23 protein-coding genes and 1 tRNA gene are annotated in these 24,908 nt (G+C 35.6%); 15 read left to right on the plus strand and 9 right to left on the minus strand.

The window, feature by feature from the left end; translation table 11 throughout:
- Positions 1–156: 156 nt before the first annotated feature.
- The 3 genes from OL225_RS05350 to OL225_RS05360 all read right to left on the minus strand — a co-directional run bounded on the left by OL225_RS05350 (position 157) and on the right by OL225_RS05360 (position 2,643).
- Complete coding sequence (locus OL225_RS05350; protein WP_264517540.1) at positions 157–879, minus strand: SDR family NAD(P)-dependent oxidoreductase; 723 nt, start codon at positions 877–879, stop codon at positions 157–159.
- Positions 880–921: 42 nt separating this feature from the next.
- Positions 922–1,743 (minus strand): helix-turn-helix domain-containing protein, encoded by an 822-nt coding sequence (locus OL225_RS05355; RefSeq protein WP_264517541.1) that lies wholly within the window; start codon positions 1,741–1,743, stop codon positions 922–924.
- 135 nt (positions 1,744–1,878) lie between these two features.
- Complete coding sequence (locus OL225_RS05360; protein ID WP_264517542.1) at positions 1,879–2,643, minus strand: response regulator transcription factor; 765 nt, start codon at positions 2,641–2,643, stop codon at positions 1,879–1,881.
- 103 nt (positions 2,644–2,746) lie between these two features.
- Between OL225_RS05360 and OL225_RS05365 the strand changes: the two genes are divergently transcribed.
- The gene (locus OL225_RS05365) at positions 2,747–3,292 is read left to right on the plus strand and encodes a hypothetical protein (protein WP_264517543.1); all 546 of its coding nucleotides are present in this window, start codon (positions 2,747–2,749) and stop codon (positions 3,290–3,292) included.
- 70 nt (positions 3,293–3,362) lie between these two features.
- Here the strand turns inward: OL225_RS05365 and OL225_RS05370 are convergent.
- Positions 3,363–3,439, minus strand: a tRNA-Arg gene (locus OL225_RS05370).
- Positions 3,440–3,499: 60 nt separating this feature from the next.
- On the opposite strand from OL225_RS05370, the gene OL225_RS05375 reads away from it, so the two are divergent.
- Genes OL225_RS05375 through OL225_RS05385 form a run of 3 tightly spaced genes read left to right on the plus strand, consistent with a single transcriptional unit; the run spans position 3,500 to position 7,280 of the window.
- Positions 3,500–4,546 (plus strand): ABC transporter substrate-binding protein, encoded by a 1,047-nt coding sequence (locus tag OL225_RS05375; RefSeq protein ID WP_264517544.1) that lies wholly within the window; start codon positions 3,500–3,502, stop codon positions 4,544–4,546.
- Positions 4,547–4,591: 45 nt separating this feature from the next.
- Entirely contained in the window at positions 4,592–5,236 is a 645-nt protein-coding gene (gene mtgA / locus OL225_RS05380; RefSeq protein ID WP_047378078.1) for a monofunctional biosynthetic peptidoglycan transglycosylase, read from the plus strand.
- 13 nt (positions 5,237–5,249) lie between these two features.
- The gene (locus tag OL225_RS05385; RefSeq protein ID WP_264517545.1) at positions 5,250–7,280 is read left to right on the plus strand and encodes a site-specific recombinase; all 2,031 of its coding nucleotides are present in this window, start codon (positions 5,250–5,252) and stop codon (positions 7,278–7,280) included.
- Positions 7,281–7,336: 56 nt separating this feature from the next.
- Here OL225_RS05385 and OL225_RS05390 read toward each other — a convergent pair whose 3' ends face one another.
- The 3 genes from OL225_RS05390 to OL225_RS05400 all read right to left on the minus strand — a co-directional run bounded on the left by OL225_RS05390 (position 7,337) and on the right by OL225_RS05400 (position 9,623).
- Positions 7,337–7,630 carry a hypothetical protein gene (locus tag OL225_RS05390; RefSeq protein ID WP_047378076.1) on the minus strand — a complete coding sequence of 98 codons (294 nt, stop codon included), beginning with the start codon at positions 7,628–7,630 and terminating at the stop codon, positions 7,337–7,339.
- Between the two features lie 154 nt (positions 7,631–7,784).
- Positions 7,785–8,864: a DNA replication/repair protein RecF gene (gene recF, locus OL225_RS05395; RefSeq protein WP_264517546.1), complete on the minus strand. Its 1,080-nt coding sequence runs from the start codon at positions 8,862–8,864 to the stop codon at positions 7,785–7,787.
- Between the two features lie 3 nt (positions 8,865–8,867).
- A complete protein-coding gene (locus OL225_RS05400; protein ID WP_264517547.1) occupies positions 8,868–9,623 on the minus strand; it encodes a hypothetical protein in 756 nt (251 codons plus the stop codon).
- An 18-nt stretch (positions 9,624–9,641) separates the two neighbouring features.
- On the opposite strand from OL225_RS05400, the gene OL225_RS05405 reads away from it, so the two are divergent.
- Together OL225_RS05405 and OL225_RS05410 are read left to right on the plus strand one after the other, a co-directional pair.
- Complete coding sequence (locus OL225_RS05405; RefSeq protein ID WP_264517548.1) at positions 9,642–15,548, plus strand: alpha-2-macroglobulin family protein; 5,907 nt, start codon at positions 9,642–9,644, stop codon at positions 15,546–15,548.
- A 149-nt stretch (positions 15,549–15,697) separates the two neighbouring features.
- Complete coding sequence (locus OL225_RS05410; RefSeq protein WP_047378072.1) at positions 15,698–16,186, plus strand: ecotin; 489 nt, start codon at positions 15,698–15,700, stop codon at positions 16,184–16,186.
- Positions 16,187–16,345: 159 nt separating this feature from the next.
- On the opposite strand, the gene OL225_RS05415 is transcribed toward OL225_RS05410, so the two are convergent.
- Positions 16,346–16,897, minus strand: a complete 552-nt coding sequence (locus tag OL225_RS05415) for a hypothetical protein (protein ID WP_264517549.1) — start codon at positions 16,895–16,897, stop codon at positions 16,346–16,348.
- Between the two features lie 52 nt (positions 16,898–16,949).
- Complete coding sequence (locus tag OL225_RS05420; RefSeq protein WP_264517550.1) at positions 16,950–17,612, minus strand: hypothetical protein; 663 nt, start codon at positions 17,610–17,612, stop codon at positions 16,950–16,952.
- Between the two features lie 392 nt (positions 17,613–18,004).
- On the opposite strand from OL225_RS05420, the gene OL225_RS05425 reads away from it, so the two are divergent.
- From OL225_RS05425 to OL225_RS05465, 9 genes are all read left to right on the plus strand, one after another.
- Complete coding sequence (locus OL225_RS05425; protein WP_264517551.1) at positions 18,005–19,423, plus strand: TolC family protein; 1,419 nt, start codon at positions 18,005–18,007, stop codon at positions 19,421–19,423.
- Positions 19,424–19,434: 11 nt separating this feature from the next.
- A complete protein-coding gene (locus tag OL225_RS05430; RefSeq protein ID WP_264517552.1) occupies positions 19,435–20,391 on the plus strand; it encodes an HlyD family secretion protein in 957 nt (318 codons plus the stop codon).
- Between the two features lie 66 nt (positions 20,392–20,457).
- Positions 20,458–21,663, plus strand: coding sequence for an ABC transporter permease (locus OL225_RS05435; protein ID WP_264517553.1), 1,206 nt, complete (start codon positions 20,458–20,460; stop codon positions 21,661–21,663).
- Positions 21,664–22,101: 438 nt separating this feature from the next.
- A complete protein-coding gene (locus OL225_RS05440) occupies positions 22,102–22,557 on the plus strand; it encodes a DUF1569 domain-containing protein (RefSeq protein WP_047378067.1) in 456 nt (151 codons plus the stop codon).
- 10 nt (positions 22,558–22,567) lie between these two features.
- Complete coding sequence (locus tag OL225_RS05445) at positions 22,568–23,038, plus strand: hypothetical protein (RefSeq protein WP_264517554.1); 471 nt, start codon at positions 22,568–22,570, stop codon at positions 23,036–23,038.
- Between the two features lie 2 nt (positions 23,039–23,040).
- Positions 23,041–23,445 (plus strand): hypothetical protein, encoded by a 405-nt coding sequence (locus OL225_RS05450; RefSeq protein ID WP_264517555.1) that lies wholly within the window; start codon positions 23,041–23,043, stop codon positions 23,443–23,445.
- Positions 23,442–23,813 carry a VOC family protein gene (locus OL225_RS05455; protein ID WP_047378065.1) on the plus strand — a complete coding sequence of 124 codons (372 nt, stop codon included), beginning with the start codon at positions 23,442–23,444 and terminating at the stop codon, positions 23,811–23,813. The genes OL225_RS05450 and OL225_RS05455 overlap by 4 nt, the downstream gene beginning before the upstream one ends.
- Positions 23,814–23,828: 15 nt before the next feature.
- On the plus strand, positions 23,829–24,374 hold the full coding sequence (locus OL225_RS05460; protein WP_264517556.1) for an SRPBCC family protein: 546 nt from the start codon (positions 23,829–23,831) through the stop codon (positions 24,372–24,374).
- A 37-nt stretch (positions 24,375–24,411) separates the two neighbouring features.
- Complete coding sequence (locus tag OL225_RS05465) at positions 24,412–24,861, plus strand: VOC family protein (RefSeq protein ID WP_047378064.1); 450 nt, start codon at positions 24,412–24,414, stop codon at positions 24,859–24,861.
- Positions 24,862–24,908 lie beyond the last annotated feature (47 nt).

Genomic DNA, 24,908 nt, shown 5'->3' on the forward strand with positions numbered 1-24,908 from the left:
TTTATAGATGATTTGGTTCGGTTGAGCCAGATTAAACAAGAATTGCAAATCCTGTGTTTATCAAATAATTTCTTTTAGTTTTTGAAATCTTAAATTTTATTGAAATTTATCATTTAAAGATGTATGTAGAACATTTAACGGTCTGCATTGTTCCGATTACCACGGTAATTCACCCTCTTCTCCAAAAAACTTTCCAGTAGGCCCATTCTTGTCAAGCATTGCATATTTAGCAAGGTTTATACAGTTTTCTGCCGCAGATTTTCCACCACTGTTACCATTAAAGTCTGTGGAAGTCCATCCCGGAGTAACACAATTTATTTTAAAACCAAGATCTTTATATTCATATGCTAAGGCAACTGTATAAGCGTTTAAAGCTGTTTTAGAAGGACCATAACTAATAGATTTAGCATTATATAGAAGCCATTGCGGGTCCTGGTGCTTTGTTAATGACGATAGATCGCTTGTAATATTTTCAATCACAGGCAGAGGTGATTTTTTTAAATATGGCAGGAATGCTTCTGTTACGGCAATGGTCCCGAAAAAGTTTGTTTCAAAAACTTCCCGCACATCAGAAAGATTTAAAGGGTTATCCTTACTTTGTCTTCTACCTAGAATGCCGGCATTGTTGATCAGGATATCAAGCACATCGCTATCCTTTCCGAATTCCTTTGCAGCTTTCTTTACAGATTCTTCATCTGATATGTTGATTTCTAATAGCATGCAATTTTCTAAACCGGAGCTTTTTAAATCATTAATTGCTTTCTGGCCTATTTCAATATTTCGGCATCCGAGGTAAACAAAATATCCTTTCTGAAGAAGATATTTGGCAAGCTCAAAGCCAAGGCCTTTATTGGCACCTGTAATAAGTACTTTTCTCATTGTAATCTGTTTAGTTGTTTATAAAGTAAATGATAATTGAATTCACGTGGGAATCTTTTCAGAGGAGGCATTGAAGCCATAGTATTTTTTAAATGTGGTGGAAAAATGTGAAAGATTTTCAAAGCCAACCTGCAGGTATATGGAAGAGGGGGCTTTCTTTTCTTCAAAAATAAGCCTTTTGGCTTCTTCAAGGCGCATTTTCATTAGCCATTTATGCGGAGGCAGATTATAGATTTTCTTAAAGTCTCTTTTAAATGTGGCTAAACTCCGACCAGAAAGGTAAGCAAATCGTTCTAAGGTAATATTGTAAATATAGTTCTTGCTCATAAACTCACCCAATTCAAGTTTTATCGGTTCAGTAAAATCAAAAAGACTTTTTTTGATACCGGGCCAAAGTATTTCCAGCAACAAAAAAATCTCTTTTGTCTTGTTAGTACTTAGTTGTCCTGGAATATTCTGTCCTGAATTGATATAAGGCTTTAGCGATTCAAAAAAACCTGACATAAGATCATTTTTAGCTATAAGAAATCTTTCCATATATTCTTTGGAAGAGTCTGAATCTGTATTTGCTGCATGTAGATCTTCCAGTATAAGACTATTTAAAAAATCGCGTGTAAGCAAAATTTTGACCATCTCAAACTTTTCCCCATTTTCACTGTCCATCAATGAAGCTTTTATCAGCTGGTTTCTTCGGAGTAGGATGGTTTGGCCCGCATCTGCCCGGTGTGTCTTACCATCTTCATAAAATAATATATATCCTTTTTGGATATGCCATATCTTATGTTCTACCATAAAAGATTCGATCGCTAAATTATTTTGTTCAGTACAGTAAAAGAATACCTGAGCCTGTTCGGTTGTTGCCATTTCCTTGAAATTATAAAGCAAAATTAGTCGGATTTTTAAATAGTTGGTTTTCTATTCGGCTCAAAATTACTTTTCTATCTGGCTCGTGTGTGAAATGTATTTACCAGGATGAATTTAATTTGTGAAGACGAAATTCTAAATAATCCCCATTTTATTTGCTATATGACATGCTTCAAGCGCACTTTTTACTCGAAGTTTCTCCATAATGTTCTGCCTGTGACGATCAACGGTGTTTTTGCTAATAAAAAGTCTTTGAGAAATTTCTTTGCTGGCCCTGCCGACTGATATTTCTTTTAAAATTTCTACCTCTCTTTTGGTAAGGATCTTTTTGGTATTGAAATTATGATCAGAAAGAATTTGACCATTACTTGAATTGATGATTACAGGCACAGAAGTATGATTCATACCGCTGCTAAAACTGTACTGATATAAAATGAGTTGGATGCTGTCTGTAGAGGACCCGAAGAATATTTTCAGTTCAATCGGAATATACTGTTGGTCTTTATTTAACACTCTTATACCGAGAATGATATGGAAATTCAGTCTGTCTTTTGAGTTTTTATCCTTTATAAAATGGAATAATTTAAGCTCCAAAAGATGTCTTGTCCTAAGATCATCAGGATGAATAAGCGATAGAATACTGTCGGTTCCAACTGAACTTTGGATGGAACTGGATTTTTCTTCAGCAATACCAAAATATAAAGACAGCCCTCCGTGATAAACATATTTTTCTTTTGATTTTAAATCAGTAAGAACTGCCAAAGAGTTTTGCAGTACTGAAAATATAAAGGCAACATGTCTGTATTTTTCCAATGACATTTTCGGATCAAGTTCTCCTTTAAACGTCTGGTCAAGAAGAGTATGTGGAGCCTGATTATCAATTACTGGAAAAATGGTCATTTTTTACTATTTTTTTAAGTTTAAGGTCTGTTTACCTTTGTCAAAATTACTAAATCTGTGGTAATTTAATTATTTATCCTTATAATTTTTAGCAATGAACAATATGAAACAAAAATTGGTGAACTTTTGTCTTACCACTAATTTCTGGATATTTTTAATTCCGTTGTTGTCCATCTTCAGCATCATGACTTTTTTTATTATCCCGAATCTGCAACAACAAATAGGCGGAGGAGAGCTGTTGGATACAAGATTCAACGGTTACAACTTAAATGATGTTAATAGTTTAATGGAACAGCTGGGTGAGTCAGGAAGATCTACTTATCTTTATCTTGAGCTTTTCGGAGATTTGCCTTTTATCATTCTTTATGCCATCACATTTACAATTTTAATTGTAAGGCTGTTTGAAAAAAATAATTTTAAATCCCGGATTTTATTCTTAATTGTTTTTTTGCCGCTTTTGGCGGGAATATTTGATTGTCTGGAAGATGTTTTGGTTATAAAGCTGCTACTAACTTATCCTGTTATCGGTTCAAAAAATATTTATTTTTCTTCATCTATTACAACTCTAAAGGGGTACTTCCTTACTTTTACCATCTTTTCTCTATTCTTGAACGTCATTATTTTCTTGAGCAAGAAAATAAAAAGATAATCTAGCTTAAGTAATCAGAAAAAAATAAAAAAATGGCGCCAACTGTATTCAGTTGGTGCCATTTGGCTTTTGGTGACCTCGACAGGATTCAAACCTGTAACCTTCTGAGCCGTAATCAGATGCGCTATTCAGTTGCGCCACGAGGCCTTGTGTTACCTTGTTGTTTAAAGGTTTGCAAATATAGCACTTTTTTCCTTTCTTTGAAAGATGAAACAAAGAATTTTACTTTTATTTACGGTTTTTGCGCTAACAGCTTGTAAAAGAGAATCAAAAATTTCGTCCTCAGACTGGACAAATATCTCCGCCCGTACCCAGTTTAAGGAGCATGATGGTACCTTGGAGCTGAAATCGGGGAATTTCACTTATAATTTTAAACAAAATCAGACTCCATTCAAGAAAATTATCCTGTTGAATGCAAGTATGGCAGGGTATATTTCAGAGCTCGGAGCAGAAAATTTAATCATAGGAGTTTCCAGTCCGGAGTATATTTATTCAGATAAAATCCAGAATCTACTGAAAGAAGGAAAAATTCAGAATGTAGGAAGCGAACAGAAATACGATGTGGAAAAGATCATTTCCATGAAACCCGATGCTATTTTTACCAATCATATTGCCAGTTTTGATAATACTTATGAGCTTTTGAAAAATAATGGTATTCAGGTTGTATTTCTTGATGAATACATGGAACAGAAACCTTTGGAAAAAACGGCCTATATCAAGCTTTTCGGAGAATTTTTCGGAAAAGAAAAGGAAGCAGAAGCTAAATATCAGGAGGTTGAAAAAAATTATAGTGAGCTGAAAAAACTGGCTTCAACAGCAAAAGAAAAACCAGTTGTCCTAGCTAACGAAATGTATGGAGATGTGTGGTATCTTCCCGGAGGAAATACTTCCGTTGCTCATTATATTTCTGATGCCAATGCGAATTATATCATGAAGGACAACAAAGATGAAAAAGCACTGACAATGAGCTTTGAAGAAGTATATGCCAAAGCAGGAGGGGTACAGTACTGGGTAAATGCAGGAAGTCACACTTCAAAAAAAGAAATGTTTGGAATGAATCCCTTCTACGGAAAACTTGATGTATTCAATAAAGGAAAAATATACACTATTGCAGGAAAAGAAAAACTGAAAGCTAATGATTTCTTTGAAAGTGGTGTCGTAAGAGCAGATCTTATTCTTAAAGATTATATTAAAATCTTCCATCCTGAACTTTTACCAGATTATCAGCTTACTTACATGAAAGAATTACAGTAAAACTCATACTATTTGCTTATTTTTGCCTTTCCTTTTTATACAATTATGTGGAAAAAAATTAAACAGCTTATCTTCATCATTCTGGTTCTGAATGTAGTGTTTATTATCTGGGGCAGGTTTTTTAATCCGCCAATTACCCTTACCCAGATAGGAGGTCTTTTTGAATATGGAAAACTACACAGAGATTATATTTCCTATGACGAAATGGGAAGCAATGTAAAAAAAGCAGTAATTGCTTCTGAAGACCAGAAATTCTTTGATCATGACGGTTTCGATTATACAGCCATCGAAAAAGCTATGAAATATAATGAGAAGGGTAAAAAAATAAGAGGAGGAAGTACCATTTCCCAACAGACAGCAAAGAATATATTTCTTTGGCAGGGAAGGAGCTGGGTAAGAAAAGGGCTGGAAGCTGTCTATACTTTTATCATAGAAAAAGTATGGAGTAAAGATATTATCCTTGAAAGATACCTGAATTCCATTGAAATGGGGCAGGGTGTATTTGGGGTGGAAGCTGCTGCTCAATATTATTTTGGAAAATCATCCAAAGACCTAAGTGCTTCAGATGCAGCCTGGATTGCCGCTGTATTGCCTAATCCGAAAAAGTATGACCCTAAAAATCCATCTCCCTATTTAAGAAAGAAACATAATTGGATCATGAGACAGATGAGGAATGTGAGTTTGAAATAGTATCTTTGTACTAATGAAATTCTTTAATTCCAGCACAAACTTTGAGTCAGTTCTTAAAAAATATTTTTCTTTTAAGAATGAAACCCTTTCTTTAGAGCCCTTTGCAGAGTTTTTAGAGACAATTAAAGAGGCAGACTTTACAGATGTGCTCAATTTTTTCAGAAGCAATCCTAATTTTGCTGAGAACTTTAAACATTATATCCACAATATATTTAGAGGAAGACCCTTCAATCTTTCGTTGACGGAGGCTAATATTCTTTCAGAAAATGCTTTCTTTCCGGAACTTAAAAAAAGAATCCTGAACAAGGTTTTGCCACCTGTTGAAAACGAAAAAACGGTGTGGTTTATGATTGATAATGTGAGTCTTAGACCGAAGAAGGATCTTAGATATCTTCATAATCTTCCTGAAAATGAGATTGATGAATTTTTAAACATGCTGGGGGCTTCGGATTTTATTCTGAAACCCAATGTGAAAAAAGAACTTATTTTCTCAATGAATATTCTTTCCTGGAGGGTTACGGGGATGGCTATGGAAGTGGAAGTGGTGAGAATGGCTCCGCAGTACAGAAATCTGGACAACCCGTTTCTTGCGCTTCAGAACGAACTGGAAACATTAGCAGAAGATCTGGTAAAAGACCCTGAACTTCAGCTGCATTCCAAGGACAGCAGATATAAGCAAATTAAAATCTATGCAGAACAATGCCAGGAATTTGTAAATATTGCTTTTAAAAATTCTGCCAAATATGGTATTTCCGGAAAGATCAATCAATCCCTGTTAAAAATTCGCCAGCAGACTGAAAGGATATATGAAATTGTTCAGTTATTGGTTATCGATACCGATGAAGATGTTCAGATAAAATCTAAACAGTTGATCTTTAATATTCTGAGTTATAAATCTCATAAAAATAATATTTCTGATCTGATTAACGATAGTACAAGACTGATTTCCCACCTTATTACCAATCATACCGCAGAAGCAGGGACGCACTATATTACTTCTACCCGAAAGGAATATATGACCATGTTCTACAAGGCTAGTGGCGGTGGAATTATTGTAGGGGCACTTTGTGTTCTGAAAATGCTCTACGGATATATCCCCGGGAGTGACTTTTCACACGCTTTTCTGTACTCCATGAACTATGCAATGGGATTCGTGATGATCTATCTGATGGGCTTTACTCTTGCTACAAAACAGCCGGCAATGACTGCTGCTACGATGACAAAAGTATTGTCTGAAGAAGGAAAGACCCAAAGAAACAATACTGAGTTTGCCCATTTGGTATCCAAATTATTCCGAAGTCAGTTTATTGCCTTTGTAGGAAATGTATTGCTTGCTTTTCCGGTGGCGCTTGCCATTATTTACGGATTGGATGTGTTTTTCTCACAAAATCTGGCTGTAGACAGATCTGATAAATTGTTAAAAGACCTTGATCCTTTTAAATCAAAAGCGATTCTGCATGCAAGTATTGCTGGGTTTTATCTTTTTATTTCAGGGATTATTTCAGGGAATATCGGGAACAATTCCGTGTTTTACCAGATTCCGGAAAGAATTGCCAAGAACCTTTCAATCAGAAGCTTTTTCGGAAAGAAATTTGCTAAAGGACTTTCAAAATATTATGCTAAAAACTGGCCTGGAATTGTTTCCAACTTTTGGTTTGGGGTGTTCCTTGGAGCAACAGCTCCGGTAGGGATGTTTTTCGGGTTGGATCTTGATATCAGGCATATTACATTTGCAGCGGGTAACTTTGCGTTGGGACTATATGGAAAAGATTTTTCAGTAGATTCTTATACGTTCTGGATGTCTTTTGTAACAGTTTTCCTGATAGGTTTCTTCAACTTCCTGGTAAGTTTCAGCTTATCCATGTTCCTGGCATTCCGATCAAGAAAGATGAATTTCGGACAGGTAAGTGAGATCTATAAAGAAATCTTCAGGTATTTTATGAAGCATCCGTTGAAATTCTTCCTGCCATTAAGTTCCAGACTGGATAAGAAAGCAGATGATCTTATGAACAGTACTATTTCTAATAAATCAGAAGAACATTAATATAATAAAAATGCTACCCTCGGGTAGCATTTTTCTATAGGTATACATTTTTGTCCTTATAATATTTGAAGGTCATTGAACTTTTCTACCCCAAATTTATCCTGGAACTTTTTGAGATAAAAGCTTTTACGCATTTTAAAATCATGTTTCAGTAAGGGAGAATCAATTTTAATAATAATACATTGGTTTTCTATATTGACACTTCTAATTTCATTGAAAAGGCTTTCATCAAGATACTCTTCAAGGAAATCTTTAATGTCAAAAGCAACAAGTTTATGTTCAAAACCATAGATTCTGGCAAAAGATTTTACCAGTTCGGAGGATTGATATTCACGTTTTTTCTTCTTCATTGTCGTGGTGCGGGGTTGGAGGCGTGATTGGGGTTTTAGCGTTCCGTGATTTGGGAATGATAAGTTAAGATAAAAAATACTATAAAAAGGAGAATCAAATTCAAATGCTTCTTTTTTTTGATTCAAAATTCGGGGAGATACCTATCTTAGCTGGTTAGACTTCAAAAATTATACTTTCCTCATTAATTTTCTTTACCACGCTTTCTGTACGTTCTCGATGAGTGTCTGTTATGAAAATCTGCCCAAAACTTTCTTTATTTACCAGCTCAATTAGTTGTGAAACTCTCGTATCATCAAGTTTATCAAAAATATCATCAAGCAATAGAATAGGAGTCTTTTTTGTGAGCTCTTTTACAAGACTCATCTGAGCCAGTTTTAAAGAAATAAGGAAGGATTTCTGCTGCCCCTGAGATCCTGTTTTTTTGATTAAAACATGATCCATTTCAAAAAGAAGATCATCTTTATGAATTCCTTTTGAAGTATAGGTGAGCATACGGTCTCTTTCAAGGCTTTCTTTTAAAAGGTTTTCAAAAGAATCTTCCAGCAAATGAGATTCATAAATAACAGATACTGTTTCTTTCCCACCAGAAATAATCTGATAGAAATTCTGAACAATAGGGTTGAGCTGTTCTACAAACTCTTTTCTTTTCTTAAAAATTTTAGTCCCAAATTTTGTGATCGGGTCATCGTAAATTTCAAGTGAATCTTTATCCCACGTTCTGTTTTTGGCAAAATATTTCAGTAAAGCATTTCGCTGCTGAATTGTTTTCTGATATTGGATGAGGTCAAAAAGATATTCTGAATCCGTTTGAGAGATCATTGCATCCAGAAACTTTCGTCTGCTTTCTCCGGAATCTGAAATGAGATTGGAATCGTAGGGAGAAATCATAACACTCGGAAGGTAGCCGATATGATCTGCGAGCCTGTCATAGCTCTTATCATTCTTTTTGATCACCTTTTTGGCTTCTTTGGGCTGGGTGATTCTAATGATATCTTCGCTGTCCTCATTCATAATTTCAGCATCAAGAGTAAAGAAGTCTTCTTCTTTTTTAATATTATTGAGATCTGTATTTCCCAGGAAGCTTTTTCCTACAGATAAATAATGCAGAGCATCCAGAATATTGGTCTTTCCCACACCGTTATTGCCCACAAAACAATTGATCTGCGGGGAAAATTCAAATTTTTTCTCAGAGTGGTTTTTGAAATTGTAGAGGGAAAGCTTCTTAATAATCATTCGTCAAAAATACTCCATTATTAGTAAAAATAAAAAAGGAAGTGCCGAACAAGTTTCCACTCCGAATGAAAAATAGCTGTCATCTCTTTTGTTATCAGAGAAATAGATGAGAATATAAGTTACAATACTGGTCATAAAAAAAGCTGCGGCATAAGATAATTCAAGACAAAAAACTCCAATAATATTGCTTATGAAAACAAGTGCATAGGCAATGTGTTTGGTATTCTGAACACCTATCAGCATAGGAAAGGTTTTTACCGTATCATTATTCATATCTCGGATGTCAAAAGGAAGCACAAGTGCAGTGATAAAGAAAAAGCTGATCAGAAAAATGGGAATACTGAATTCCGGAAGGGTGAGCCAGCAGTTGACCAAGGCCCAGACTAATCCAACATAAAAAACTTTGAGTAGTGGGATTTTCCGGATATAAACATCAAGAAAGAAACTATTGTAAAGCAGTCCCAATACTACAATAATGAACCATTTCAAAAGCCTTATTTCATTGTGGTTGTGAATGATTAAAAAAGCACAGACCATTCCTGCAACAGCATTGATGACTACTATTTTAAAAAAATGTTTGGTGTATTGGTATTTAGTATACAGGTAACCACTGAAATAAGTGATGAAAATTAATGCAAAGGTAGGGAAACGGAATGTGTTTTGCTCTTTCATGAAAAATACTGCAAAAAGAGTTCCCATAAGAGAGACATAAAATTGGCTGTCTATGATAGTTTTTTTCAGTATTTTTAAGATGTTCATTTATCAAAATTAATATATATGAAAAGATTTTCCAAGATTTTTCTGCTTTTGCTAGTAATGCTAAGCTTTTCAATGGTATCCGCACAGAAATATTACGATACCCAATGGAAAAAAGTGGCTGAAAACAGTACGAAAGGAGCTTATAAATCTAATCTTCCCATCATTTTAGACATACAGAAACAAGCTATGAAAGAAAATAATACTTTTGAACTGATCCGTTCTCTGAAAGCGGAGTTCAGTATTGTAAATCAAACGGTGGATGATGACCAGAATGATTCCGCTTCCCAATTTTTTAAAAAGCTTAAAGATGCAGAAGGCAAAATGAGTGGGGAAGGCAAATTGGTATACAAAGTTTTACTGAATGGTTTTTTCATGGATTATTACAACCAGAACTCATGGAAAGTCAATGGAAGAACCAATATCAACTCTCAGGATATTTCACAAATTGAGACCTGGAGTAAGCTTGATTTTAAAAATTATTTAACAAAAAGCTTTCAGGAACTTGATCAGGAGAAACCTGAAATGAAAAAAATCTCTCTGGAAAAGTATAAGAATATTTTTTCAGGTACTGAGGATATCGCTTATTTTCCAACATTGTCTGACTGGTACGCAATCAGGAAAGTAGTATTTTTATCTGAAAATAATATTTTCACAAAAAATGAACTGACAGCAAACCGCATTACGATCAATGCCATTTATGATGAACTGATTGCTCAGAATACAGGAAATACAAAGCTGTATTTCATGAAAGAAAAGATTACAGAGAACTGCAACTTCAATCATTGTAAAGATAAACTTGAACAGCTTCAGAATCTTTTAAAATCTGATGTAGAAGGAGATTATAAAGTGGTCATCATGGGAGAGATTATGGATGAGCTTGTGGGCAAGAAGAAACCTAAAGAAGCTATAGCATTGGCTGCCCAGGCTAAAAATGAATACCCGAAATCTCCATTCATTGAAAATATCAAAAGCAAGGAAGCACAGATTGTCAATCCGTATCTGACTCTGAAATATGAAGCACAGACTCAGAACAATCTGCCGATTCATTTTGTTGCACAATATCAGAATGTATCAGAATTTACCCTGAATATTTATGAAGTGAAAGATGATTTTACACCATTGCTTCAATACGTTCAGGATTCTTATTCCAATACCTTTGGAAAACTGAAAAAAAATCTGGTAAGAAAAGAAACATTTCAGCTTCCGGATCCTAAGGATTATCAGAATCATAAAACCACATTGGAGGTGAAACCGCTTCCTTCAGGAGTGTATGTAGCTGAATTTACGGTTGCAGGAGCTGACATGAAAGATTCAGACTCCAGACAGAATTTTTACTTTTTGGTTTCTGGAAACAGGATCATCTATCAATCTAAAACAGACCGAAAACCTTTGGCAGATGAATTGAAATTGGTTAACAGTGAAAATGGTAAACCTATAGGAAATGAAGGCCTTAGATTTTATGAATTTGTTTCCAATAAAACGTTAACTAAAATTGAAGGAGCAACGAATGCAAATGGAGTATTTATGTTCCCTTCTTCTGAAAACAAAGATTATTACAGAACTTTTCTGATTCAACAGCCTAAGACGAATGATTTCCAGATCATGCAGGTCTATGGAAACAGAGGCTATGCTGACGATTATAATCCTAATAAACAAACCCGTTCAACTGCTCAGATCTTCATAGACAGAGGGATTTACCGTCCGGGGCAGATAGTGTATTTCAAGGTGATTAATACCAGAATCAATAAAGAAGTTGAATCTGTTCTTTCAGGATTGAAACAGAAAATCACATTATTGAATACGAATAGTGAAGAGGTTTCTTCACAGGATTTTACCACCAATGAATTTGGCTCTTATCATGGAGGCTTTATCCTTCCAAAAGGAAAACTGAACGGTGATTTTTATCTGAGAATAGACGGTGAAAGCCAGGGATATAAAAATTTCAGGGTAGAAGAATACAAAAGACCAAAATTTGAAGTCACTTTTACTCCGGTAAAAGAGGAATATAAATACGGACAAACTATAGAACTGAAAGGAAAAGCAGTAATGTTCTCCGGTGTTCCGCTGAACAATACTACCGTTAACTACGAAATCAAAAAACAGAATATCAGATGGAGATATTTCAGCTGGTATCCGCAGGACAATGATAATGAAAACTCAATTCTGGGCGAAGCAAAGACCAATGAAAAAGGAGAATTTATGATCCGTTTAGAACTTCAGAAAGATGAAAAACTGGAAGGGATACAAATTGATAACTATGCCATCAATGCTTCTGTGACAGACATCAATGGGGAGACACAGACTGCAAATACTCAATTGAAAGTAGCTTCGGTTTCTCACTACATCCAGGCAGAAAATATCAGCAATACTTTTGCAGATGACAATGTGAAAGTGAAGGTAGAAACCAAGAACTATAATGATCAGAATCTTAAGAAACCATATCAGGTGAAGTTATCAAAACTGATTGCTCCGGACAGAATTTTCAGAGATAATTTCAAGTCTGATGTTCAGAATCTACCGAAATATTCAAAAGAAGAATTTATCAGCAAATTCCCACATGATCTTTTCGATAAAAATGATGAGATCAAAAATTGGAAAACAGAAAAAGTATTGGTTGAAAGACAACAGCAGCCATCTGCTGACAATGCTCAGCTTTCAACGAATCTTGATTTAGGAAAACTGGAAGCAGGAGATTACCAGCTGGAACTTTTCAATATTGAAGGGAAAGACACTATAAAAACAGCTCAGAATTTCAGTGTCTGGGATAAAACCTCTTTAAAGCCGGTTCAGAAAACGTTCCTTACAGTGATTGCTCCGAAAGAAGAATTGTCAAGAGGAGAAAAGGCTAAAGTGTATGTGTTTTCAGCAATTCCTGATGCATTAGTGAATGTTTTTGTACAGGATGGATCCGGAAAAACGATTTCAGAAGTTCATCAGATGAAAAAAGGGATATTGGAATATACTGCTGAAATTCCTAAAGATAAAAGTGTATCAGACCTGAACCTTCAGTTTCAGCTGGTAGCATTCAATGATGTGAATACAGAATCTGTTTCTTTAAAAATAAAAGACACAGAAAAACCTTTAAAAATTGAAACAGTAACCTTCAGAGATAAACTTGAGCCTGATGCAAAGGAAAAATGGACGGTAAAAGTAACTGGAAATGATAAGGAAAAGATCAATGCTGAGGTATTGGCCAATATGTATGATATGTCTCTGGATCAGTTTGCCGCAAACAGCTTTAGTTGGAGAAAATTGTACACTCCATTTGTGATCGTTACTTCATACGGGATCAACAATTATCTACAGCAGCAAAACTATCAGAAAAGACTAAGATATTTTGAAGATAAGTATGTACAGGTTCCACAGTTCAACTGGTTTGATGGTGATCTTTTCTACACGTTGCAGGGAGAAGTTGCAGGGCTTCAAAATAGAGAAGGAGTAAAAGCTCCAGCTTATGCGCTACCACCATCACCAATTGCAGGAGCAAGATTTAAAACTGCCAGAGCATCTGTGGCAAAAGAAGTTGTGGATAATGCAGCGATAGACGTAATGGCATCTAATGCAGACGGAGTTTTAGATCATGATGATGTAGCAAAAGAACTGGACAAAGTAGCTGTACGCCAAAATCTGAATGAAACGGCATTCTTCTATCCTAATCTGAAAACCGATGCAGAAGGAAACGTAAGCTTTGAATTCACTTCTCCGGAAGCGCTGACAAAATGGAAATTAATGTTCCTGGCACACACTCAGGATGCAAGAGCTGCTACATTGGAAAAAGAAGTGGTAACCCAAAAAGAATTCTCGGTAACTCCAAACTATCCGAGATTCCTGAGAGAAGGAGATGAACTGAATCTGCAGTCGAAGTTATCTAACCTTACAGATAAAAAACTAAATGGTTCTGCTGAGTTACAGATTCTGGATGCATTTACCAATGAGAATATTTCTTCAAAATTTGGACTTACGTCAGGAGCTCAAAACTTCAGTTTAAATGAAAACGGAAGCAGTGCATTAACATGGAAATTAAAAGTTCCGGACAATGTTTCCTCTATTATTTTCAAAGTGGTTGCTAAAGCTGGCGCATATTCTGACGGGGAACAACAGGCCGTTGCCATATTGCCAAACAGAATGCTGGTGACGGATGCCGTTCCTGTATTTGTGAAAGAAGGAGAAACCAAAACATTTGTACTGGATAATCTTAAAAATAATGCATCCACGACAGCCTCTAATGTTTCCAATACATTAGAATTGACAACTAATCCGATCTGGGAGATTATGTTTGCCCTTCCAAGTCTGAAAAATGATCAGAATAACTCTGCAGATGTGATCTTCAATAAATGGTTTGCAGATGTACTGGCTTCAGAAATATTCAAAGCCAATCCAAAAATGAAAACGGTTTTTGAAGAATATCAGAACAAAGGATTATTGAATTCAAATCTTGAAAAAAATCAGGAGTTGAAACAACTGCTGCTGGAAGAAACCCCTTGGGTATTGGAAAGCAAAAATGAAGGCGAGCAGATGCAGAAACTAGCATTATTATTTGATGCTAATACCATGAAAAATTCTATCAGTCAGGATTGGGATGAGTTCAAAAAACTACAAAATCCAGATGGTGGATTCTCTTGGTATTCTGGGTATCCAAGCTCTTACGGTACCTCATTGTATATCCTTAAAAACTTAGGGAAAATCAATTCATGGTTAAAAGACAATGTGAAAGACTATCAAAGTGCCGACCAGAATGCTATTACAGCTAAGTTGATTCAGTATGTAGATAATGAAATCAACAAGTATTTTGATGTAAAGAAAGGCAACGTCTGGAATAACTGGGCTATGGATTATCTGGATACCAGAAATTACTGGGAAAAACAATATCCGTTGAAAGGAAAAGGTGCTGCCCTGAAAACGTTAGTTAAACAAAAAGCAAAAACAGCAAAGATCACAGACTTCACATTCTTCGGACTTCACCGTGCAGCATTGTTAATGAATGATTACGGTCTAAAAGATGTATCTGATAAATTGATGACTTACCTTAAAGAAACGTCTACAGATACAAAAACCCAAGGTGTTTACTGGAAGCAAAACCTTAATGACTGGGGATGGTTTGGTTCAAAGGTAGTCAATCACGCTGGAGCATTGGAAGTATTCAACAAGTTAAAATCTAACGATCAAAGCTTTATTGAAGACATGAAAATCTGGCTGGTAACTCAGAAGGAAGTGAACTCATGGGGAAGCTCAAGAGGTACAGCAGAAGTGATCTTTACCATTCTGAATTCAGGAAAATCATGGACAGGAGCGGAAAGTGATAAAGCGACTATCGTTTGGGGAGGAAAAGAATTAGCTCCTCAGACACAAGCTACGGGTTATGTGAAATCAACATTGAAACCAGAAGCTATAGATAAAAACTTAGCATCCGTAACCGTTACAAAACCTGGTCCAGGAATTGTTCAGGGAGGATTGTTCTGGCAATATTATGAAGACCTTGATAAAATCAAATCTTCTGAAAATTATATTTTCGTAACTAAAGAACTTTATAAGAAAGTGAAAACTGTAAACGGAGAAGAGCTTCAGAAAATCTCAACCGAAACACCGTTGAAAGTAGGAGATAAAGTAACGGTAAGAATGATTCTGAATACAGACAGAGCCATGGAGTTTATTCATATTAAAGATATGCGTGCGGCAGGATTTGAACCCGTAGATGTATTATCCGGATATCAATGGAAGAATAATCTTGGATACTATCAGTCAACTAAAGATGCTTCTACCAACTTCTATATTCAGTACATGCCAAAAGGAAAATATGTTTTTGAATATGATGTGGTTGCCAATGCATCAGGAAAATTCTCCAACGGAATTACAACGATGCAGAATTATTACGCACCACAGATGAATGCACATACAAAAGGAAGTAATGTCGTAATTTTAGAGTAACTTATAAAAAGGCTGCAGTAAAAATTACTGCAGTCTTTTTGTTTCTGGGCTTTCAATGAAAATAGAATTAAATCGAAAAGTCAAACAATTGTTTAATTTTGGAATGGTTTTTGGAATTAGTATAATAGCAATTAAAAAATTATTAAAAGATGAAATTTTCTAAAACTTTAATCACAGGATTAGTATTAATGGCTGGAGTAAATGCTTTCGCACAAAAGAAGGCAGAAAAGTTTGAAAAGCTACAGATTGAAATGTTCCCCAAAGCAAAAGAAGGATATAAGCAAGTATATATTCAGCTTCCCGTAGCAAAAAACGAAAACGATTTAAAAGTTGAACTTTTTGTAGGTGCTGAAAAAATGTTAGATTGTAACAACTATTTCCTGATGGGGGAAATGAAAACTCAGGATCTTCAGGGATGGGGATACAACTATTATGAGGTAGAATCTAAAGGTGAGACTGCCGGAACCCTGATGGGCTGCATGGATAAAAAACTGACTAAAAAGTTTGTTACCTTAAAGCCTGAAACGGTAAGATACAACAGTAAACTTCCATTGGTGTTCTATGTACCGAAAGATATCGAAGTTCGTTACAGAATTTTACGTCCTGATGCTGGCTTGAAAAAAGCAGTTCAAAGATAAATCAGCTTATTATAATTATACAGAAAACTCCTCACAGCGATGTGGGGAGTTTTCGTTTATTATCTATAGTAGTAGATGGTATTAAATATGGCGTTTGTCATTTCGTTGGAATCCAGATTCTAAATTCAGAATAGAATAAAAAAAATAGAGTCAATTTTATTATGTTATCCACTGATTAATTACCTTAATATTCCAGCCTTCAGGAATTCTTGTTATAACATAAGTTTCACCTCTGGAAACCCCATTATGGATTAAAATATAAGTGTCTTTTTTATCATCACATTTGAAAAGGTTGCTGTAAACAGGAACGTATAGATTGCTAAAACTTTGTTGGGCATATTTTGAAAACTCTTTTGAGGTAAGAAAAATTATCTTTTCACTTAAAGTATCTGTTCTTCTTAGATTTTCATCATTCGTTACCATAACATGATATTGTAGCATATCAAGGAAACTCTTTTTAGTGTTATTTGAAGAAGAATTATACCTTTTTCTCTGTGAAGCAAAATCTTCTTTAAATGTTTTTAAATTCACAATAAACTCAATGGTTAACGGATCAGGATTATCAACAAGATCATATTCCCCGTATAAAGCGGCTAATAATGCTTTTGTAAAATCATTGTCTATCGTTTTGTATTTTGGATTATTATCCTCAGGATCAGAAACTCCATCGTTGTCGGTGTCTTTTGACAAAGGATCGGTAAAAAATTCCATTTTTTCTTCAAGATCATTAAGCCCGTCTCCGTCAGAATCTTTTATGATCTCATCAATATATAACTACTAGCGCATTGTTTCTTAATGTCTCATATTCAGATTCACCACTTGGGAAGGTTAATGGTCTGGTCATTCTCACAATATCTGCTTCAATCTGTAGGTGGCGACTATCTTTCCACAATGGGAATTGAGAATTTTTTTTAAAAAAATAATTATTATTCTTTTCCATGCCAGTATAATAATTCTTCCAGGTTTCTCCATTGTCCATAGAAATTCTTAGATAGTATTTCGCATTAAAAAAAGACTCTGTCTGATAAAGGATAGCAATAGTGTTATTAAGCTTGCCTATCTTAACAATTAAAGGCAAGGGAATGTCTCCATATTGTTTTGCAAATTCTATTTTTTTAATGGATTCTCTTACTTTATAATATCCCAATAGACTGTCCGATGCGACTTTGCTTTCTGCAGAAGCCATTTTCATTTCTAAAGAATCTATTATGTTTTCAGATCTTGAAAACCTTTTTAAATATTGGATAGATATGAATTTAAAAGGAGGAGTAAGTGCTTGTTTTCTTGTTATTTTATAATTGTAAGAATAGGTTTTTCTTGAACTGTCTTTGGCTTTTTCTAAAGCTTCACACTTGCAGATATTCTGATCTTGTGCAGTTGAAAAGATGTATAGTAAAAAGAAGAATATGGTGAGAATGTGTTTCAAAAGATAATTTTTTTATTAAATAGGTTGGTGTGAATTTAAGATGAAGCACTGTTTTTGTTATTTCTAAAAGTTTATTCAGTTTTTTATTCCGAAGAATCCAACTCTCAAATCAAAATCAGAATAAAAGTCATGGATATTTTTTCAATTGAATATACTTCTATCCCTTTATTTCCTCATAAAAATACACTAAAGGTTCAATGCTAAAAGTAGAGTTAAATATTTTTTCAACATTTTTTAGTTTTTAATTAATATTTAAACGCATTGGGCAAAACTTTATTTTATAAGCTTTTGAACTTAAACATATTTTAAACTTACTTTAAATTCACCATATTGTAGAATTATCTTTAATGATTTTACTTTTTTTTGCATTATATTTGTTATAAACATAAACCATGAAAAACAATTTATTGATTTTTACGTTTAGTTTTTTTGCTTTCCCCGTTTTTGGCTGGGCACAGTCTGCGCCGGATTTTAAAGAACTTTTGGATAGTGCTATGGTTCGGGATTCGAACCTCAAAATGCAGGTTACCCAAAACAAGCTTACCGATCTTGACGAACACAAACTCAAAGATATCTTTCTTCCAACCCTGGAATTGAGTGGTAAAGCCGGCTATCTCAACGGAACAGCAAGACTTACGTCACCGGAAATCAATCTCGCTCCCTTTATCAATATTCCGGAAGGAGCTTTTAACAATAACTTCAATGTATCAGGATTTTCAGGTATTGCCAAGGCAGATGCCAAAATGCTTCTGTATTCAGGAGGGAAGGTGAAGTACATGAAGAAAGCTGTTGAAGAAAAGAAGAAATCTGAAGATATTCTGCTGGAGAAAACAAAAGATGAAGTTATAGCCGGTATTTCCAGAGCGTATGATCAGCTGGCCTTGATTCATCAGTCTAAAAAAGTGCTGGATGAAAGTAAAAAAAGACTTGATATCAATAGAAAAACAGCAGATAAAGCGCTCGGTTACGGGTTGATTACGCCTTACGATCATAAGAAAATCGAACTGGCTCAAGCTACTTTAAATGCCAAAATGGTAGAATATGAAGGGAAGAAAGAACTGCTTCTTACCCAGCTTTATATTTTAACAGGAATTGACAGAGAAAGGCTCAGAATGATTGATCCCATATTATCTCCTGTAGAATTGCTGGCTGCAGAAAAAGGAATAGAACAGAGAGCTGAAATTCGTGCACTGGAACATGGTATAAGTGCAGCAGACTATAAAATAAAGGCTGAAAGAACATGGATGATTCCTAAAGTACAATTGATGGCTTCCGCTTACTATATTGGTCTGTACGGAAATAGAATCAAGTCCTCGGAAAATATCATTCCTGCAGTTCCCATACTTGGATATGAAGGAAAAAAACTGGACTGGCGACCTAATAATATCAACGTATTTCCATTGATTACGGCAGGAGTAGGTTTTAAATGGGAGATTTTTGACGGTAAAGAAGGAAAGCATGCTGAAGAAACAGCTAAAGTAGGAAAAGAAGTACTACAGAACCAGAAAGAAGACGCTTTGAAAAAACTGACATTGAATCTGGCGAATAATCAAACCAATTATGATATTGCGTCCGCACAGATTACCTTAAAAGCCAAAGAAAAAGAACTGGCAAAAAATGCACTTGTACAGGCAGAAAAAGAATTCAGATACGGAATGAGCAAATCTTCACAGCTTATTGATGCCGAAAACGATCTTGAAGCTTCAGAACTTGAATATCAGAATGCCATTTTCAACCAGAGGAGAGCGGGAATAGAACTGATGAGGTCTACCCAGGAACTGGATATCACCAAATTTTATTTAATCCCTTAAAAATTTAAATGATGCATAAAAATATATCTATACTCTTCGCTGCTCTGTTTTTGTTGGGGAGCTGTGACAAAAAAAATGAAAAAATCAAAGATCCTGAAGGAAAGACTAAAAAAGATGTGATCTCTTTTGCCCCAAAAGTTACCGGAAGAATTTTAAAAATATATGTTTCCGAAGGGCAAACTGTGAAAAAAGGAGATACTTTGGCTCAGCTTGATGTACCGGAGGTTTCAGCAAAAATTGCACAGGCACAAGGAGCAGTAAGTGCAGCTTCAGCTCAGGAACAAATGGCCAAAAACGGAGCTACAGCCGATCAGCTGAGACAGCTTCAGGCCAAATATAAAGGGCTCAAAGAACAATATGAATTTGCCCAGAAATCTTACAAAAGAGCAAATAATATGTTCCGTGACAGCTTAATGTCTCCACAGGCTCATGACGAAATCTATGCAAAACTACAAGGCGCAAAAGCACAATATGATGCTGTAGTGGCTGAACTGGATGATGTAAACAGAGGAACCCGTTTTGAAAAAATAGAAATGGCGGCAGGGCAGGCTTCACAGGCCAAAGGAGCTTTACAGGAAGCTAACGTGGCATACTCCGAAAGATATATCATTGCCACCAACGATATGGAAATAGAAACCATCAGCTTAAACACCGGAGAACTTGCAACAGCTGGTTTCGCTCTGTTCAACGGATATATTCCGGAAAGTACCTATTTCAGATTTACCATCCCGGAAAGTGCTATTTCAAAATACAAAAAAGGGCAGGAGGTGACCATGCAGGTAGTTTATAACAAAGAAAACTTGACAGGAAATATTGTATACATCAAACAGCTTACAAAGTATGCAGACATTACAACGGCCTACCCTGATTACCAGTTGCAGGATGCTATTTATGAGATCAAAGTAAAACCTAAAGACATGAACAAAGCTAAAAGTATTTTAGTCAATGCCAATGTCATCCTGAAATAAATTGAAAAGAGCAGATGAAACTTCTATTGAATTTCATTTTGCTCTTCCACCTATAAAAATCTACAGATGAAAGAATTTTTCCGTCTTTTAAAACGTGAGTTCAAACTTTTTATCGGCAATTCTACCTTAAGAACAGTGTTCTTTTTGGCACCGGTGTTTTATGCAACCTTGCTGGGGTTTGTCTACAAAAGCGGAAAAGTTGAAAATACTCCCGTATTGGTAGTGGACAGAGATAATACTCCTTTGTCTAACCAATTGACGGAAATGCTGGATGATAATAAAAGCATCAAGATTATCAGATATCTGCAGGAACCTCTGAGCATCAAAGATGAGGTGATCAGGCATGAAGCGGCTGCTGTAGTAATTATTCCCTCAAGATTTGAAGGAGATATGCTTCAGAAAAAATATCCCGAACTGAATGTTTACATCAATACAGGGAATGTCTTAACGGCAAATTTTGCTTCTAAAGCACTTCAGCTCACCATAGGGACATTCTCTGCCGGAGCATCTATCAAAGCACTCCAGAAAGCAGGAATGCCCACTGCAAAAGCTGCTACCCAATATGAACCTTTCAAAGCCAATTATATAACCCTTTTCAATACTACCGGAAACTATCTGATCTTCATGTGGCCGGCAATGCTGGCGGTAGTATTACAACAAGTAATCTTGTTGGCTATGGCTGTGAGTTTTGCTGCTGAATTTGAAAGAGGATCTTTTGTGAAAGAATACCTCAAAATGAAAAAATGGGCCTTCCCAACCATGCTTATTAAAGTCATTCCTATCTGGGTGTTTTCTATTCTCATTGTAGGTATTTATTACTTTATGCATATGATTTTTAGGGTCCCAATGCCGGAAGGAATACTCAACTTTATTCTTCTGACAGCAGTTTTTGTAGGATCAGTTTCATTTTTGGGAGTATTCATCAGCATTCTGATTCCTGATGCGTTGAAAGCTACACAGATCCTTATGGTTATTGCTTCTCCGGCCTTCATCATCAGTGGTTTTACATGGCCATTGAGTGCGATGCCTGCTTTTGTTCAGTTTATCGCCAATATTATCCCGTTAACTCCCTTTTTACAGGCCTTCAAAATCTTATTGATTCAGAAAGGTTCCGTAGAACTTACATTCCCTTACCTGAAACATTTAAGTATTCTTTTAGTAGTATACGCTGTTATAGGCTGGATTGCTTTAAAGATCAAACTCTGGTTTATTTTCAGAAAAGCCGTGCCACAGGAAATTGCGGTTGAGAATGCTTCTGAGGAGATTGAGTAGTTTGGTTGCTGGTTGCTTGTTTCTAGTTAATTTGTTGTTGGTTTCTAGTTTCTAGTTGATTAGGTATTGATTATGGCTTGTATGAGTTCAGTGGTTATTAGTCTTTACATTAAACAATTCAAAATAATAACATCAAGAAATAAGTCAAAAAACAAAACAATCCGCACCACCCAAACTCCAGATTCTTACACCCCGAAATCCTGTACCCTTGAAACAAGCACCCACACCCCATAACCCCGCATCCCGTAACTTACCCCATGTAATACCCTCAACCTTTATCCCTACACTTAATCACAAACCAGCAACCAGCAACAGACCAACTATCAACTCGTAACCTCGCACCCCGAATCCCGCAACCAACAACACTCAATTTTTTCACCCAACGATAAAATCAAACAAAAAAACTGATATATTTGTCCATAGTAAAATAGAAATTATATGGAAAATGTATTTGATGCAAAAGATGCTCAAAATTATATTGATAGGATAAATAAATTGGTAGAAGATACCCATGGTTTATGGGGGAAAATGACGGTAGATCAGATGCTGGCACACTGTTGTATCACCTATGAAATGATTTATGAGCCGGAAAAACATAAAAAACCGGGATCTATTGCAAAATTTATATTAAAAACCTTTGTGAAACCTAAAGTAGTGGGAGAAAAAGCATATCCAAGAGATTCTCCTACGGCTCCACAGTTTTTGGTGACAACCAGAAAAAACTTTCACGAAGAAAAAACAAGACTGATTGGTTTTATTCAAAAGACACAGCAATTGGGGGCAGAAGCTTTTGATGGGAAAGAATCTTTTTCTTTCGGAAAACTAAAAGCTCAGGAGTGGAACAATATGTTTGCTAAACACCTGAACCACCATCTGTCACAATTTGGCGTTTAAAACTCACTGCATGAAAAAACTTTTATTACTCTTCCTTCTGGCGGCCAATTTTGCATTGGGGCAGATGCCGGATATTTCAAATACGTGGCTGAACAACAGTAAACCTTATCTGGGAACTATCGGAAACAAAGGCCAGGAACTGAAACTTAAGATCAATATTTCTGAACAGAATAAAAAGAATGATCAGGAGTATTTTGTTTCAGGATATTCTCTTGTGGATACCAACTACACAAAATTTGAAGGTAAAATTACCATTTCAAAATATAAAGATTCCAGAAAACAGGGAACCGTGTTTGGAGAATATGAGTTGGCAGAAGAGAATAAAGGAAAACATTCGGGGCTTTTTAAGGGAAGATTTGTCTATAATTTTAAGTGGAATAAGAAAACAGAAAAAATTGAAGGGCAATATATTGAACTTATAGGAGACTGGAAAAGCTATGACGGAACCCTAGAATTTAAGACCCATTTAAAAAACCAATAATCATGCTGAGAAGAATATTAGCTGTGGTGGTTGGAATTATTGTGGGTTCCATCTGCATTACAGTGGTAGAAAAAATAGGACATTATCTGTATCCTCCTCCGGCAGCAGCGGCTGCCGGAGATATGAAGGCTCTGCAGGTGTATATTAATGATGCTCCTTTTATGGCACTTTTTTTTATCATTCTGGCTTATGCCTTAGCAGCGATTGTTTCCGGATTTACAGCCTCAAAAATTTCTAATAACGGAAAATCTACAGCAGCTGTAATCTGTGGAAGCATTTTTTTACTGATGACCATTTACATGATGGCATCTTTACCTACTCCAATGTGGTTCTGGATTTTAGGAATCTTCGTTTGGGGATTGGTTTTCATAGGACATAAACTCGCTTTAAAAACAAAGAAAATATGAAATTAGGAGCATTTTCAATCAGCTTAAGTGTAAAAGACCTTCAGAAATCCAGGGACTTTTATGAGAAACTTGGCTTTACAACCATGGCAGGAACTACAGAAAGTAACTACCTGATCATGAAAAACGGGTCTACACTGATAGGACTTTTTCAGGCAATGTTTGACGGAAATATGCTTACTTTCAATCCGGGATGGGACGAAAATGCACAGAACCTTGAATCTTTTGAAGATGTACGTGAAATTCAGAAAAGATTAAAAGAAAGCGGAGTCGAAATCGGAAAAGAAGCTGATGAAACAACTTCAGGACCTGAACATATTTACCTGAAAGATCCCGATGGAAATATGATTCTTATAGATCAGCACAGATAATAATTAAAAGCATTCATGATGAGAATATTTAAAAGAATTATATTATTCTTAGTTGCATTATTAATCATTTTGTTAGTGGTGGCGGCTTTTGTTTCAGGATATTGCAAATATGAAAAAACGATTTCTATTAACGCACCGGTAGAAAAAGTATGGCAAAATACCAATACCCTTAAAGCAATGGATCAATGGAGCCCATGGAATGACCTTGATCCTAATATGAAAAAAGACTGGACAGGCACAACGGGGCAGCAAGGAGAAAAAGTTTGCTGGGACAGTAAAAATGAAAATGCAGGAAAAGGTTGTCAGGAAGTGAAAAAAGTAGATGAAGCAGGTAAAAGAATTGATACGGAAATCCAATTTCTTACTCCATATGAAAGTGAAGCAAACGCTTATGTAATAGTAGTCCCGGAAGGAAACGGAAGCAAAGCAACATGGGGATTTACATCACAGATTCCTTATCCGTTTACTTTGATGAAACTATTTATGAACATGGAAGATGCTATCGGAAAAGACTATCAGAAAGGACTTTCAAGATTAAAAGCTCTATCTGAAAAACCTTAATAAAAATACAAACTAAACTTAAAAAAACAAAACAATTATGGCAACAGTAAACGTTTACCTGACATTCAATGGAAATTGCAAAGAAGCATTTGATTTCTATAAATCTGTTTTCGGAGGAGAATACCCTTACATCGGAACATTTGGAGAAATGCCTCCAATGGAAGGAAAAGAAACTCCTGAAGAAGACAAAAACAAAATCATGCATGTTTCACTTCCGATCTCTAAAGAAACAATATTGATGGGAAGCGATACAGGAGGAGAGTGGTCTTCCAATTTCAAAGCAGGGAACAATTTCTCTATTTCTGTAAATGCAGAATCTAAAGAAGAAGCTGATAAATTATTCGGTGGTCTTTCTGCAGGAGGGCAGGTAACAATGCCAATGGCAGATACTTTCTGGGGAGCTTATTTCGGAATGTTTAGTGATAAATTCGGGATCAACTGGATGGTAAACTATGATGATCCTGCTAAAATGCAGCAGCATCCATAAAATTAATATTTTGTATTTAAAATATAGTTAGAACTTACCGGCAATTG

The organism is Chryseobacterium viscerum (assembly GCF_025949665.1).
In the GTDB taxonomy this organism is placed as follows: Bacteria; Bacteroidota; Bacteroidia; order Flavobacteriales; family Weeksellaceae; genus Chryseobacterium; species Chryseobacterium viscerum_A.

Coding starts and splice junctions, on each gene's coding strand:
- OL225_RS05350 (WP_264517540.1), bottom strand. CDS start 879: ATGAGAAAAGTACTTATTACAGGTGCCAATAAAGGCCTTGGCTTTGAG.
- OL225_RS05355 (WP_264517541.1), bottom strand. CDS start 1,743: ATGGCAACAACCGAACAGGCTCAGGTATTCTTTTACTGTACTGAACAA.
- OL225_RS05360 (WP_264517542.1), bottom strand. CDS start 2,643: ATGACCATTTTTCCAGTAATTGATAATCAGGCTCCACATACTCTTCTT.
- OL225_RS05365 (WP_264517543.1), top strand. CDS start 2,747: ATGAAACAAAAATTGGTGAACTTTTGTCTTACCACTAATTTCTGGATA.
- OL225_RS05375 (WP_264517544.1), top strand. CDS start 3,500: ATGAAACAAAGAATTTTACTTTTATTTACGGTTTTTGCGCTAACAGCT.
- mtgA (WP_047378078.1), top strand. CDS start 4,592: ATGTGGAAAAAAATTAAACAGCTTATCTTCATCATTCTGGTTCTGAAT.
- OL225_RS05385 (WP_264517545.1), top strand. CDS start 5,250: ATGAAATTCTTTAATTCCAGCACAAACTTTGAGTCAGTTCTTAAAAAA.
- OL225_RS05390 (WP_047378076.1), bottom strand. CDS start 7,630: ATGAAGAAGAAAAAACGTGAATATCAATCCTCCGAACTGGTAAAATCT.
- recF (WP_264517546.1), bottom strand. CDS start 8,864: ATGATTATTAAGAAGCTTTCCCTCTACAATTTCAAAAACCACTCTGAG.
- OL225_RS05400 (WP_264517547.1), bottom strand. CDS start 9,623: ATGAACATCTTAAAAATACTGAAAAAAACTATCATAGACAGCCAATTT.
- OL225_RS05405 (WP_264517548.1), top strand. CDS start 9,642: ATGAAAAGATTTTCCAAGATTTTTCTGCTTTTGCTAGTAATGCTAAGC.
- OL225_RS05410 (WP_047378072.1), top strand. CDS start 15,698: ATGAAATTTTCTAAAACTTTAATCACAGGATTAGTATTAATGGCTGGA.
- OL225_RS05415 (WP_264517549.1), bottom strand. CDS start 16,897: ATGGAATTTTTTACCGATCCTTTGTCAAAAGACACCGACAACGATGGA.
- OL225_RS05425 (WP_264517551.1), top strand. CDS start 18,005: ATGAAAAACAATTTATTGATTTTTACGTTTAGTTTTTTTGCTTTCCCC.
- OL225_RS05430 (WP_264517552.1), top strand. CDS start 19,435: ATGCATAAAAATATATCTATACTCTTCGCTGCTCTGTTTTTGTTGGGG.
- OL225_RS05435 (WP_264517553.1), top strand. CDS start 20,458: ATGAAAGAATTTTTCCGTCTTTTAAAACGTGAGTTCAAACTTTTTATC.
- OL225_RS05440 (WP_047378067.1), top strand. CDS start 22,102: ATGGAAAATGTATTTGATGCAAAAGATGCTCAAAATTATATTGATAGG.
- OL225_RS05445 (WP_264517554.1), top strand. CDS start 22,568: ATGAAAAAACTTTTATTACTCTTCCTTCTGGCGGCCAATTTTGCATTG.
- OL225_RS05450 (WP_264517555.1), top strand. CDS start 23,041: ATGCTGAGAAGAATATTAGCTGTGGTGGTTGGAATTATTGTGGGTTCC.
- OL225_RS05455 (WP_047378065.1), top strand. CDS start 23,442: ATGAAATTAGGAGCATTTTCAATCAGCTTAAGTGTAAAAGACCTTCAG.
- OL225_RS05460 (WP_264517556.1), top strand. CDS start 23,829: ATGATGAGAATATTTAAAAGAATTATATTATTCTTAGTTGCATTATTA.
- OL225_RS05465 (WP_047378064.1), top strand. CDS start 24,412: ATGGCAACAGTAAACGTTTACCTGACATTCAATGGAAATTGCAAAGAA.